General features: G+C 52.4%; 11 protein-coding genes and 1 pseudogene. 3 read left to right on the plus strand and 9 right to left on the minus strand.

Translation table 11 applies throughout. From position 1 onward, the window contains the following. Positions 1–28: 28 nt before the first annotated feature. From IBT54_RS21055 to IBT54_RS21070, 4 genes and pseudogenes are all read right to left on the minus strand, one after another. Positions 29–1054, minus strand: a complete 1026-nt coding sequence (locus tag IBT54_RS21055) for an ExeA family protein (RefSeq protein WP_201252936.1) — start codon at positions 1052–1054, stop codon at positions 29–31. Next, positions 987–2654 carry a DDE-type integrase/transposase/recombinase gene (locus IBT54_RS21060; RefSeq protein ID WP_201252937.1) on the minus strand — a complete coding sequence of 556 codons (1668 nt, stop codon included), beginning with the start codon at positions 2652–2654 and terminating at the stop codon, positions 987–989. Before IBT54_RS21060 ends, IBT54_RS21055 begins: the two co-directional genes overlap by 68 nt. Further along, positions 2638–3198 carry a recombinase family protein gene (locus IBT54_RS21065; protein WP_201252938.1) on the minus strand — a complete coding sequence of 187 codons (561 nt, stop codon included), beginning with the start codon at positions 3196–3198 and terminating at the stop codon, positions 2638–2640. The genes IBT54_RS21060 and IBT54_RS21065 overlap by 17 nt, the downstream gene beginning before the upstream one ends. A 119-nt stretch (positions 3199–3317) precedes the next feature. Then, a pseudogene (locus IBT54_RS21070) lies at positions 3318–4331 on the minus strand (nitrilase family protein). Positions 4332–4501: 170 nt separating this feature from the next. Between IBT54_RS21070 and IBT54_RS21075 the strand changes: the two are divergent. Continuing rightward, on the plus strand, positions 4502–5293 hold the full coding sequence (locus tag IBT54_RS21075) for a LysR substrate-binding domain-containing protein (RefSeq protein ID WP_370585187.1): 792 nt from the start codon (positions 4502–4504) through the stop codon (positions 5291–5293). A gap of 221 nt (positions 5294–5514) precedes the next feature. Here IBT54_RS21075 and IBT54_RS21080 read toward each other — a convergent pair whose 3' ends face one another. The 3 genes from IBT54_RS21080 to IBT54_RS21090 form a co-directional block, all read right to left on the minus strand. Next, positions 5515–5973 carry a GNAT family N-acetyltransferase gene (locus IBT54_RS21080; protein ID WP_201252939.1) on the minus strand — a complete coding sequence of 153 codons (459 nt, stop codon included), beginning with the start codon at positions 5971–5973 and terminating at the stop codon, positions 5515–5517. A 438-nt stretch (positions 5974–6411) separates the two neighbouring features. Further along, positions 6412–7287, minus strand: a complete 876-nt coding sequence (locus tag IBT54_RS21085) for an EamA family transporter (RefSeq protein ID WP_201252940.1) — start codon at positions 7285–7287, stop codon at positions 6412–6414. Next, positions 7284–8417: an MFS transporter gene (locus IBT54_RS21090; RefSeq protein ID WP_236263599.1), complete on the minus strand. Its 1134-nt coding sequence runs from the start codon at positions 8415–8417 to the stop codon at positions 7284–7286. The genes IBT54_RS21085 and IBT54_RS21090 overlap by 4 nt, the downstream gene beginning before the upstream one ends. A gap of 207 nt (positions 8418–8624) precedes the next feature. Between IBT54_RS21090 and IBT54_RS21095 the strand changes: the two genes are divergently transcribed. Further along, positions 8625–9098, plus strand: coding sequence for a helix-turn-helix domain-containing protein (locus IBT54_RS21095; protein ID WP_201252942.1), 474 nt, complete (start codon positions 8625–8627; stop codon positions 9096–9098). A 474-nt stretch (positions 9099–9572) separates the two neighbouring features. Here the strand turns inward: IBT54_RS21095 and IBT54_RS21100 are convergent, their stop codons facing one another. After that, complete coding sequence (locus IBT54_RS21100; RefSeq protein WP_201252943.1) at positions 9573–10193, minus strand: LysE family translocator; 621 nt, start codon at positions 10191–10193, stop codon at positions 9573–9575. Between the two features lie 754 nt (positions 10194–10947). Here IBT54_RS21100 and IBT54_RS21105 point away from each other — a divergent pair. Next, a complete protein-coding gene (locus tag IBT54_RS21105) occupies positions 10948–11682 on the plus strand; it encodes an alpha/beta fold hydrolase (protein ID WP_201252944.1) in 735 nt (244 codons plus the stop codon). Positions 11683–11786: 104 nt separating this feature from the next. On the opposite strand, the gene IBT54_RS21110 is transcribed toward IBT54_RS21105, so the two are convergent. Further along, positions 11787–12401, minus strand: coding sequence for a LysE family translocator (locus tag IBT54_RS21110; RefSeq protein WP_201252945.1), 615 nt, complete (start codon positions 12399–12401; stop codon positions 11787–11789). Positions 12402–12574: the final 173 nt, after the last annotated feature.

The raw sequence follows: 12574 nt of genomic DNA on the forward strand, positions 1-12574 counted from the left end.
GGCTCACAGTAACTGCTAATAAACTCAGTCATATAGGTAATCCGACTGCCAGCATTCTGTCACGCAGTTCAGCTGTGCGGGCAGGATCCAGCTGGTTATTAAATAATGCCCTGATTTCAGAAGGTTTTGCATCAAACTGCTCCACCATATCTTTCAGCCGGTAACCATGCCGTGTGAGTGTCGGTTCCAGATCATCCAGCTGGCGTGAAAGTAACGACTCAACCAGCGTGGCGGTAATGGGTTTTTCGCCTGTCTGGTATCCTGCTTCCATTGCCAGAGTCAGGTGCAACTGTACCTGCAGCGGTGTTCGCAGTTTCATCGCCAGCAGATCGACAGCTTCGGTCGTCAGAATATCTTCCTGCTTTCCCTTGCCTGTGCTGGTTTTCAGCAGCCACTGGATATACTCGCGCTGACTGCCGGTGATCCCGTCCAGCGTAAAAATATCGGTACGATAACCAATTTCCTCCATCGTCGGACGACGCAGGTCGTTACGCAGCTTTGGGTGGCCAGCCAGTACGACAGACAGCCGGCCTCCGCCATCCTCAACCACTTCCATCAGTCGTTTCAGCCCGGTTAAGGTACTTCCGTTCAGGTCATGTGCCTCATCAACAAACAGCGCGACCGGGCGCCTGCCTTTTCTAACCAGTTCCTGCAGTTCACGCTCGCGGCGTTCGCCCTGTTTGGGGATCTGTACCTGTTTATCCTGAGCCAGGTCATAAAACAGGGCGTTAATCAGCGTGGCGAGACGGACGTTGTGTTTGTCCACCGACAGTGAACGGGCGACAATGATTTTGTTTTCATCCATCAGTTGCTGCTGCAGGCGTCGCAGGGTGACGGTTTTACCGCTTCCCACCACACCACAGACGGCAATCAGCCGCCCTTCACGTATCGCCCCCCTGATGTCCTTTATCAGTTGCTTATGGTGGGCGGTTTCATAATAGCCAGCCTGTTCAATTGACTGAACCAGTCCATAATGCTCCATCACTTCAGCCCGCATGGTCTTCTCCTGATTGTCTGTGACGAAAATAGTCTCTGATGCGGGCGAGTACTTCACTACGGTTAAGCGTCTCAGTCAGAATACTGTCGATAAACGCCCGGTCTTCATCCGGCATTCTGGCCAGTGGTGTGGCCAGATCGTCGGCAATAGCCAGTTTTGCCGCAATAACGGTGGGAAAGTGGTATTCAAATTTTCGGGTATCAAAGGGCTGATGCGGCAGCTCATCAATAATGCGCTGCTGAGTGTCATCGCTGACCACGCGGAGATCGCTGCCGGACAACGCGCTGATGGGGATGTTCAGCTGTCTGGCCAGCGCATGGATACGATCGGCTTGTTCAGCCGCTTTGCCGCGCCTGAACGTCCGGTAATGGTGTAGCGGCACTGGCCCCGACACAGGATAATAAGGACCCCATGTTTCACCGGAAAACTCCACATACATCTCGTCATCAAACAGCCCCCACAGCAGGATAACGGTTTCACCCGCCATATCAGGGTCAACTTCCCACACGGTGCCTTCTATCGTTACCCGTGCATCAATACCCACTTTGCGAGATTCGGGTTCACGGGCGAACCGGCAGTATTGTTCCCAGTCACACATGTCTCTCACGCCGTCTTCGGGGATATGTGACAACCAGTCCTCCAGACGTGAGTGCTTCTCGCTGCGGTGACGCTGCGCGTTGTAACGACTCAGATAGTTCCAGAGCCATTCGTTGGCCTGCAGTTCCGTCTCCGGCTTATGGAAATGGTACAGGGTTTCATGGGCTTCCTTGACGGTCCGGAAAGGACGTTCGACTTTACCTTTGGAACGGGCTGTCGTCCGGGTGCCATCCTTGCCTGCGGGGGTGTGCGTCAGCCAGTCAACCTTCAGGGACTGCATCACATTCTGGAATACATGGCTTCTGGCTACCGGTCCGTTGTCGAGATACAGCATTTTCGGGCGGCCCAGGAAAGGAAAATCAGATCTGGCTTTTGGCGCCATGGCGTTAAAGAGAAAACGCAGCGCTGACTCCGCATCTTCACCGTACACACACCGGTATTCCTGGTATGCAACACCGCTCCGGTCATCCACCACGCTGAACAGCATTAGTGTGGGTTCGCCCCGGGCAGGGTCCACCCAGTCAGGCCACTCAATATGTTTGAGATCGGACGGTGACATATCAAACTGCCAGCAGTCATTACTGTTTTCAGCCTGAAACCTTACCGCCGGAGGTTCCCGTAACAGACGGGGCTGGTCGAGGCGCCAGCGGGAAAGCCAGCGATTGACGGTCTGCTTTCGAAGTAATCCTTTGGGGCTTTTGATCAATCCCTGAACCGTTTCCACGCCATGCTCTTCCAGTAACTGAATTGCCCGCCCGGTTGACAGATGTCGGCCGGATTTATTTGTGGTTCGCAGTTTCAGTGCGGCAATCAGTTCACAGTAATGTTCCAGTTCGGACGGAGGCAGTACCCGGGGCTGACCATGATCGCTGCGGTGAGCTGTTCGGGGTCTGAGGACCAGACGGAGGGCGCGATAGACTGTTGTGACTGAAATACCATACAGCCGGGCAGTGGCGGTAATCTGAGTGGCGCGTTCGGGGCTTTTTGGCGGCAGGCGATCGAGCCGTTGCCGTAGTTGCAACAGGGAATCAGCCGGGATGGCACTACGCCGGCTGCTCATAATTTTCCAGTGCCCGGTAAACTGATGCCCTCCCGATCCCGAGATGGCGGGCAATGGCCGTGGCCCCCATCTTCTCAGTGGTGTACAGACGATATATCTCGGCATGATCTATTGAGGGTTTTCTTCCGCGGTATACGCCCCGGGCTTTCGCTGCAGCAATACCTTCCATCTGGCGTTCACGTCGCAGACTGGTTTCAAATTCAGCGAAAACGCCCAGCATATCGAGGAAGGCTTTTCCCGCCGCCGTCTGCGTGTCTACAGGTTGTTCTGTTGCCCTGAGCGTTACACCCTGCTGATGCAGGGCATATACAATATCCTGCAGGTCTTTAATGCTACGGGCCAGGCGATCTACCCGGGTCACCATCAGCGTATCGCCAGGGCGCAGGAATTCCAGCAACAGCTGCAACTCACTTCTTCCGGTCCGGCTGCTGCCACTGACTTTTTCTGACCGAATGATTTCACAGCCAGCTGCGCGAAGAGTTTGTGTCTGCTGGGTAAGATCCTGATCGCTGGTTGAAACGCGGGCATAGCCGTAAAGTGCCATAATGATGAAAAGTGTCTCGTTAGCCTTTAGATGATGAGAACGTAGCACCAGGACGAGACAAAAACAACCCAAATGAGACAGAAAAACCGTCTCACCGGGTCGTGTTTTTTGGGTATACTCTATTCAGACGTGTCTCCGGTTCCTTCATGGTTGTCACTTCCAAAGGAAGGGACATCATCAGAAAATCGTGCTGTCCTGGCATCCCGCTCGTAGCCCTGAGATTCACACAAAATACCGTACAGCTCTGGCTGGCGTCCGTGGATCCACCGCCGGCCTGTGGACATTGCAAGCAAATCCAGATCCAGGTCGGCGCACACTATTGTATCCTCATACGAACCGGTTTCGCTGACGATCCTGCCGTAGGGGTCAATAATCATGGCATTACCTGTACGAACCTCCCCGTTATCCAGCCCCACGCCATTACTGAACAGAATGAAAAAACCGTTATCATGCGCACGCGAGGGTAACCAGCGCATCAGCCAGCCCCGGCCACTGTCACCGCGAAAAGCATCCTCCAGCTTTTCCGGATCGCTATGCCTGTTTTCCCAGAGGCTGGCCGGAATGGGTTTCATGCCGAAAGGACTTCGTGAGTGGGTTCCCCCGGTCTAGTGCGGAGCAACAAGAATATCAGCACCCAGCAAAGCCGTTATACGCGCATTTTCGACGAGATTGTTGTCCCAGCAGATAAGCACACCAACACGTACTCCCCAGGGCGTATCAAAAACCGTAAAATCGTGGCCGCGGACAATGTCGGGATGTTCAAAGGCATGCAGCTTCCTGTGTATATGTCGCTTACCATCCGGCATACAAATGGCATAGGCATTATATAATCGCCCGTCACTTCCCTTTTCGATAAAGCCTGCACCTATTGCCATCTGATATTTCTCCGCCAGAGTGGCAATCCGGTACAACGATGGACTCTCCTCAGTCCGTTCCGACAGTGCACTCACCTCCTGGCTGCTGAGATCCGGCACATGCCAGTAGCCGGTAATGCACATTTCAGGAAATGCCAGGATCTTTACCTCCTCCCTTGCGGCCTGAAAAATAAATTTTTCCATGACCGATAAATTGTAGTGTTTGTCCCCCGCCCGGTGGCAGAACTGTACTGTGGCAGCACGGATTTTTTTGCTCATCATATCTCTCCTCATCTGACGATTCGGACACTATTGCACCAGAGAATGAAGAGGCATGTATAATCACGATTTCTCCCTATCTGATAACCGGACGGAATGGATATAAAACTACTGCGCGCTTTCGTCACCCTCTCGCGGCTGGGGAGGTATCACTCAGCCGCTGAAAAACTGTGCGTGACGCAAAACCGGCACTGACCAAGCAGATACAGACGCTGGAGTCCCTTTCCGGCGTTAGCCTGTTTCAGCGAGGTCGTCATGGTGCGAGACTGACCGTGGCGGGAGAACAGCTGCTACCTGGGGCCACAGAGATACTGGAACGTCATGATAATTTTTGTGCCGAAGTGACCGGCATCCGTAAAGGAAAGGCGGGGAAGCTGACCGTGGGATTTGGTATCTCATCATTCCGTCTGGCACCCGGACATGTTGCTGCTTTTCGCTGTCAGTATCCCGATGTGCAGGTGTCGCTGAACGATATGCCCTCCGCATTACAATTCCGTCAGTTGACAGAAGGACAGCTTCAGGCCGGATTTGTACGACTGCCAGCCCCTGAGCCACTTGAAAGTAAAATACTCGCAGAAGAACGACTGGTTCTTGCAGTGGCTCAGAAACGTTACACTGAATCAGCCGGTGCAGCAGAGTGGCTTCAGATGAGTCAGCTGCTGCTGCTGTCCCCCCACCGGGGAGAAGGGCTGTCGGCCCAGACATCGCGTTTTCTCTCGGGAAATAACCTCACCCCCCGGACGGTCTCGGCGGCAGATGATATTCAGACCCTTCTGGCGCTTGTTGCCGCCGGGGACGGAGTGGCATTACTGCCAGCAGGCGTTATTCACATTCTCCCTGCCGGTGTCAGGCTTGTGGTACCCGAAGGTGAACATACGACCTGGCAGACCGGAATAGCCTGGAATGCTCAGTTAAAAGATCCTGTGAGGGATAACTTTGTAAATATGGTCACCGTCGGATGAAACCGTCCGGAGAGAAGGCCGGGGAAAGAACATGCTGACGTTCGGTAAGGCTGTTCCGGATATGGCAGTACTGATTTACAGTTATTGTGAGCCAAAATTTGCGCTGAATGTAAGTCCGGCTGTTTTCGAGCGGGTCTACAAACCGATATTACTAACTGAAGTTAGCATCTGATACTGGGGGCTGATCGGTACAGACTGGATTTTTTCTGAACTTAACCTGATCAAATCCTCATTTTAAAACCAGTGTGGCTGGGTACAAAACCCAGCGCAGAGTAGAAGTGATGTGCATCTTTTCGGGTAACATCACAGGTAAGCTGGATCATTACACATCCCCGCTGACGCGCCTGCTGAATCGCCCACTCAAACAGGTAACGGCCAAGACCACTACTTCTCTTTGCTTCGTGAACTCTTACTGCTTCAATCTGGGCTCGCCAGGCACCTTTGAGAGATATGTTTGGAAGGTAGGTCAGCTGCAGTGTGCCAACTATGATGTTCTCACTCACCGCAACAGCAAGGAACTGGTTTGGATCTGAACAAATTGCGTTAAACGCATCAGTATAAGTTGTCCGAAGTGGAAGAGTACTATCCTCCCGACTGGCACCAAGAGTGTCATTTGCCAGAAGTGCAACGATAGGAGGTAAGTCTTCCAAAATTGCGCGCCGTATAAACAGTTTGTTCACGTAATGCTTCTCCTGTTAAAAACAGTCAGCGAAGGAAACTCGCCGGGCAAACCTGGTCATGATGCGCAGTTCAAAAACTGATGAAAGAAGTTTTTGTCAGCATTCAGACAACCGATTTTGCTATTTTCTGCCAGAAAAATCAGGTCCGCTTCACTTGCACCTGGTAGAAGTTGGGGTCGAATCAGGAAACGGACTTAAAAGCACGTTAAGCCGTCTGGATTTATTACAGACGGTATTCGAAAAAAATCGGTGGTTTTGTTAACCGGAAATTTCCAAACAGGCCTGCAGTCTACAAACGGGAAACACAATTGTCACCAATCAGTCCTGTATTCAGGCTATTTCGCCAGAAGAGCGATGGACGGGTTTATGGTCTGGTCCTGGCTGGTCAGCAGCCACAACCCGTGCTTACCGGCCTCAGCGTTTAAGCGGAAACATACCTTATATTGCAAGTAAACGCCGCAGACGATGGCCATACAATCCTACCGCCAGCCCGGTGATAATCAACAGCAGAGCAAGAATTTTACCCGGCGAGATGTGCTCGCCAAATATCATCATGGAACCCAGAATCCCGAAGACCGGCACCAGCAGTGAAAGCGGTGCTACTGTGGAAACCGGGTATTGCTTCAGTAACGAATTCCACACCCAGTAGCCGAAAAGGGTATTGGGATAGACCTGGAACAAAACAGACAGCAACGCGCGGTTGTCCATGTGGCTAAACATCTCTGTAAAGCCGTTGCTGCCGTTAACCAGCCAGTCCAGCCCAAAAAGCGGTAGCGGCGAAAACGCGCTCGACCATACCAGAAAGGCGAATACCTGTTTTGTGCCTGCCTTTTTAATAATGATGTTAGCGATGCTCCAGGCAAGCGCACCGGCCATGACCAGCAACATGCCGCTCAGTGTAACCGAGCCATCAGTTACAAACACAATGCTTAGTAAACCCGCACAGGCGATAACAAAACCAGTGATTTGATAGCGACTGAGGCGCTCCCGGAATATCAGGCTGCCCAGCAATAAGGTAAAAAAAGCGCTGAACTGCAGTACAAGCGATGCTATCCCGGCAGACAAGCCTGTTTTGATTCCCAGATTGACCAGTCCCCACAGACCGATGCCAAAAATCAGGCCATAACCGATGAGGTAACGCCGCGGCACATCGGGCTTTTTGATGAAAAACAGGGCGGGCAGGGCACTCAGCGTGAAGCGAATGGCTGCCAGTGTGAAGGGATCGATAGTGTGCAGGCCAAGTTTAATGACGGAAAAGTTTACGCCCCAGATTGCGGTAACCAGGATGGCGAGCAGAAGATGTGGGTATTTCATGATTGACGGGATCCTGACCAGATAAGAAAAGCACACGCGCTGACTGAGGCCCCGGCAAGGCAGACAGCCTGCCATCCCCAGTGGGCGTAAAGTTGTGTTGCAATTAAGGCACCTGCTGCGCTGCCCACCGAATAAAAACACATGTACGCACCAACCATGCGGCTTGCTGCTTCAGGTCTGGCGGCAATAATAAGGCTCTGACTGGTGACATGAACGACCTGCACCGCCAAGTCCAGTGCGATGATGCCTGCCGCCAGACAGAGCAGAGAGATTTCGGCATACGCGACAGGCAGCCATGAGAACGTCAACAGCGCCAGCGCCAGCCCTGTTGTGCGCCGGGCCCATCCTCTGTCAGCCCACTTTCCCGCATGCGAAGCTGCAAGCACGCCAGCGATGCCGGCCAGGCCAAACATCCCGGTCTGGGTATGAGAAAGGGCACGGGCCGTAAGTGGCATCACCATGGTCGTCCACAACATACTGAAAGCCGCGAAAATGAGAAGGGCAAAAACCCCCCGCTTTCTCAGTTGAGGTTCCGTGATAAACAGCTGATAAACTGACTTCAGCAGGGCAAAGTAAGCAGTTTTTTGCTGCGGAGGCGGGGGCGATGGAATGACTTTCCAGACGACACAGGCAATCAGCAACATCAGGCAGGCAGAGGTAAGATAAACGGTCCGCCAGCCGGCGATATCAGCAATGGCGCCTGAGATAAAACGGGATAACAGGATACCTGTAACAATTCCGCTGGTCAGCGTGCCGACCGCCTGTCCCCGTTTCTGTGGTGTCGCCAGTCTCGCTGCCCACGCCACGATAAGCTGCACCACCACCGCCATCAGGCCGATAACCAGCACGGCGCAGAGCAGGATTGTGACACTGGGTGATAACCCCGCGACGACTAACGCTACGACGGACAATAACAGCTGCGTCACCACCACGCGTTTAGGATTCATCCAGTCCCCGAGCGGAACCAGAAAAAGCAGGCCGATGGCATAGCCCGCCTGCGTGGCAGTGACAACGCTGCCAATCATTCCTGGTGATACTGTCAGGCTCTCCGCCATTGAACTGAGCAGGGGCTGAGCGGAATACACATTGGCCACCGCCAGTGCACAGGTCGATGAAAATAACACCGTCATCCCTGCTGTCAGCGCAGGGCGACTGGCTGACGCGGTTTTTGCCTCGTCTGCAGTATGTGTATTTGCCTTACATTTCATAAAACGCCCGTTTAGGTTTCTTTTTAAAACCAGAGTGGCAATAGAATTAGCAAGAGTGGTTTTTTTTTGCAACTGTTAAATGTGAGGATTATGCTGGCATCAGTAGACAGACTGACAGGGAGAACTCCGATGGCAAAACAGGAATCGCTCAGAACCAGCGAATGTCCCGTTGCGCGGACGTTAGAATCGATTGGTGAGCGCTGGTGCCTGATGATTATCCGCGAGGCATTTGATGATGTGCGGAGATTCAGCGAGTTTCAAAAAAACCTGGGGCTTGCCAAAAACATCCTGGCTTCGCGGCTGAAACACCTGGTTGATATCGGCGTGTTCGACATTTTGCCAGCATCGGACGGCAGCGCCTACAGGGAATACGTCCTGACGGAAAAGGGGCGTTCCGTTTTCCCCATTGTTGTGGCGATGCGGCAATGGGGAGAGCGCTATATGTTTGAACAAGGGGAAATCTGTTCTGTCCTGCTTGATAACGAACAGGGGCAGCCGGTTCAGTTTCTGGATGTGCGCTCATCTCAGGGGCACAAACTGCAACCGGGCGACTGCCACCGTAAGCGCATGGTTTCTGACACAAGCGGCAAATGGATTTATTAATAAGTGAATACATATCCGCAGGGCGCAAGGTGTTGATGCTCCGGTACCTCACGAATGCGGGCGAACGCCGCAAGCCCGACCTGGTGGGCCGGTACGGAGAACTGACCGACGACTCGGGTACGCCGCCTTCTTTCTGCCAGGACGGAACCATTTAAAAAGAACATTGCCGTTGACTCTTGGCGCACGGGCATATCCGCAACACTGGCGTCCGGCCGGGTAGCCAGTTCGACCAGTATGAGTTTGAAATCACTGGATTAAACGCGGCGGGGTTCGGTCCGCCAGGTCTGGGTTTCCGGTTACATAACTCAGATGTCCGTCTGTATCAGATGAGCATCTGAGTGAGCGTTTCCACTTACCTGCTCAAAGACGTCTCAGGCGGTGCGCTTACTTTCTCGCAGCCTGAGCGAACAGCAGATCTTGATTTATAGCAACTGAGCATTTCCGTCACAACACAGAGTAAAAGCCCTGAACGTATTATCTTCGGCTCATAGCAAGCTTTACGGCAAACAAAAGGAACAAGCATCCGGTGATACGGTCCATCCCTTTTACCACAGCAGGCTTTTTCAGCACACCGGAAGCATAGCGGGTAGCAGTAATGAGTGTCAGTGACCACAGCGTTCCAATCAACACATGGATTGCAACCAGAAGGAACGTCCAGCCGACAGGAGAATGTCCCGCCGGGATAAATTGTGGTAAAAATGAGACATAGAAAACGCCCATTTTGGGGTTGAGCACATTGCCTAACATTCCGTGAATGAACCAGTTATTCGTAGAATTCTTATCCTCCTGACTGTAGCTGAAATGTTGTCGCGGGCGCAATAAAAGCTGGATGCCCAACCAGAACAGGTATGCCGCGCCGCACCACTTCAGCATTGTATAAGCAAGCTCAGAGACTGCCAGTAAAGCCCCCAAACCAAAGGCCACCAGAGCCCCCCAGATAAAGCATCCTATATCAATACCCAGCGCCGCATGAAAGGCTTTCCGGCCGCCTTCAGCGGCAGCAGTACGAAGGATCAGGGCGGTATCAAGACCGGGTGTTAAGGTCAGAAGTGTTGCAGCGAGGGTGTAAGCAAGCAGTGAATCAGTGACGGACATTTCCTGTCTCCGAAAGAGCTGATGCTACTAAAATACCTGAGCTCCTGCAACAGGAAGGTCATGAGAGCATTGTCCGGCGGGGCGCTAAACCGGTTTGCACAACGGACATCGGCGCTTATTTAGTCTCCCGGGTTCCATTTTGGTCGGTGCGTAATTCTCAGAGTTATAACAGCAAGGCCATGTGCAAGGAGAGACCATCCAAACACGCAGCCACAGGCAATGGCGGTTAAGCCTCATCTACATTGCCAGATTCCAGAATACGGGGGGACGGACGGGCCAGAAAGTAACCGATCCTGACACCTGCCGGATTCGGCTCATATGAGAGTCAGTTCATTAATGGTAATCAGCCAGAGAAACCATCGGATTCATTCTGGTGATGAACATCCCCGGTTTGTAGTACGCGCAATGGCAGAAATAGCCAGAGCAGTCATTTTATATTAGCGATATGTTCCCCGCACCTGAATGTTCCCGCTTCACCACTATAATGGTCCGGCAGCAGGACGACACCGTTCCCTAAACAGAGCGGAGTATTTCGGCGGCTCTCACAGAATATTCTGGTGAAGAATAAATTGATTATCTGGCCAGTCTTTCGGTGGGATACTCTGGGCGTTAACCTATTACGTGCAACCTGCGAATAGCCCGTGAAATTTTGTTGTCGTTATAACTGTGGCTGCGTTGACGCACGCTGTTGTCAGCGCGGCTTATCCTGGTCCCCGCCACGCCATTGTGGCGAAAAGTATAAAGTGAGGTTTAAATGAGGGCTCCGGTTCTGCTGGTACATGGTCTTTTTGGTTCACTCAGTTCTCCCGGGATTCTTGCCCCTTTCGGCAAACAATGTGTCTATGCTCCTGACCTGATCGGATATGGTCAGAGCCAGAAACAAGGGGACAACGGATGGACGCTGAACGACCAGGCCGACCATCTTGCAGGCTTTATTGATGAACGAAAGTGCGGGCCGGTTCATCTGGCAGGTCATTCAGTTGGCGGAGCGGTTGCTGTACTGATGGCTGTGCGCCACCCTGACCTGGTCAGTTCTCTGACTCTTATCGAAGGTAATCTCACGCTGAATGATGCGTTCTGGTCTCAGAAAATATCAGGGCAGAGTCTGGAAGAGATACAGACTGAGGTCAGTGTTTTTCGCTCAGACGTTAACGCCTGGATTGCAGGTGCGGGCGTAACACCTACGGAGTTTGCGATTGAGACTGCCACCGCCTGGCTGGATAACCAGCCTGTTTCTACTCTGCGGACGCAGGCGCGGGCAGTGGTTGCTGCAACAGGCGAAGAAAGCTACCTCCAGGGACTGCGTAACATCCTATCGTCTTTAACGCCGGTTCATCTTATATCAGGCCAACGCTCGCAAACCGGATGGCATGTTCCCGCCTGGCTCAGAGAGCGCGTAACCACGGATACGGTTATCCCGGAGACTGGCCACCTTATGATGATTGAGCAACCAGAAGAATTTGCGCGCGCGGTGCTTAACAATCTTTGAGACTGAACTGCCCGGATTTATGCTTACCGGCATGTCAGAGTTCTCTGCGCCTGCCTTAAGTTAAACTGCCGGATGTTCAGTCTTCCGGCAGACTCTTCAGAATTTTAGTTTCGTGCCGCAATAGCCGCAGCTGCACCACCCATTGCAACAGCACCAATACGATTTGCCAGCCTCACCGCTTCAGGACTACGTAATAAAGCCCGTGATTTGTGGGCGAGGAATGTCCAGGTAAGATCTATGCCAGCCAGTGTAACCAGAGTAATGCTGGTAAGAATTGCCCACTCACTGGCACCTGCTTTTGGCAAATCGATAAAAGACGGAAGAAGGGCAAGATAGAACACCATAATTTTGGGGTTGCCCAACGTTAATGCCATTCCTGCACTGAACATTGACCAGGAAGAGGAACGCCGGGGAAGTTCTTCTGCCCCCTCATTCACCGGCTTACGCCACATTTTAATCGCAAGCCAGCAAAGATAAGCGATGCTGCCCCACTTAAGTATATGAAATCCTGTCTGGAATGTTTGCGCGAGTGTCGTCAGACCTGCCATTGCCATAGTGAGCCAGATAACTTCACCGATCCACATTGCAGCGATGAAAGGGATGACGTTGCGCCAGCCATTCGTGATTACTCTGGAAACAAGCGCCGTAATACTGGGTCCGGGAACACCTGCATTCAGAAACAACGCGCCAGCAAACAGAATACAAGATATCAGTTCCATAGTTAATCTCGAAATTTAAGCTTGCGCAAATTGCAATCAACACAACAAAACCAGAAGTGTCTTCTCAGCTTCAACAGCATGACGACGAAAGTGCGTATGCCGATGCGCGCCGAACATGTGCTGAAGCTGTTTCCCTGTCAGTTGACTTTAAAATCCTGATAATTTTTTTGCAA

Origin of the sequence: Pantoea sp. S62 (assembly GCF_016658625.1) — a bacterium.
Taxonomy (GTDB): domain Bacteria; phylum Pseudomonadota; class Gammaproteobacteria; order Enterobacterales; family Enterobacteriaceae; genus Pantoea; species Pantoea vagans.

What these genes read in the sequence shown, in the direction of transcription:
- IBT54_RS21060 (WP_201252937.1), bottom strand. Translation starts at nt 2,654, where the DNA reads ATGAGCAGCCGGCGTAGTGCCATCCCGGCTGATTCCCTGTTGCAACTA.
- IBT54_RS21065 (WP_201252938.1), bottom strand. Translation starts at nt 3,198, where the DNA reads ATGGCACTTTACGGCTATGCCCGCGTTTCAACCAGCGATCAGGATCTT.
- IBT54_RS21085 (WP_201252940.1), bottom strand. Translation starts at nt 7,287, where the DNA reads ATGAAATACCCACATCTTCTGCTCGCCATCCTGGTTACCGCAATCTGG.
- IBT54_RS21090 (WP_236263599.1), bottom strand. Translation starts at nt 8,417, where the DNA reads ATGACGGTGTTATTTTCATCGACCTGTGCACTGGCGGTGGCCAATGTG.
- IBT54_RS21095 (WP_201252942.1), top strand. Translation starts at nt 8,625, where the DNA reads ATGGCAAAACAGGAATCGCTCAGAACCAGCGAATGTCCCGTTGCGCGG.
- IBT54_RS21100 (WP_201252943.1), bottom strand. Translation starts at nt 10,193, where the DNA reads ATGTCCGTCACTGATTCACTGCTTGCTTACACCCTCGCTGCAACACTT.
- IBT54_RS21105 (WP_201252944.1), top strand. Translation starts at nt 10,948, where the DNA reads ATGAGGGCTCCGGTTCTGCTGGTACATGGTCTTTTTGGTTCACTCAGT.
- IBT54_RS21110 (WP_201252945.1), bottom strand. Translation starts at nt 12,401, where the DNA reads ATGGAACTGATATCTTGTATTCTGTTTGCTGGCGCGTTGTTTCTGAAT.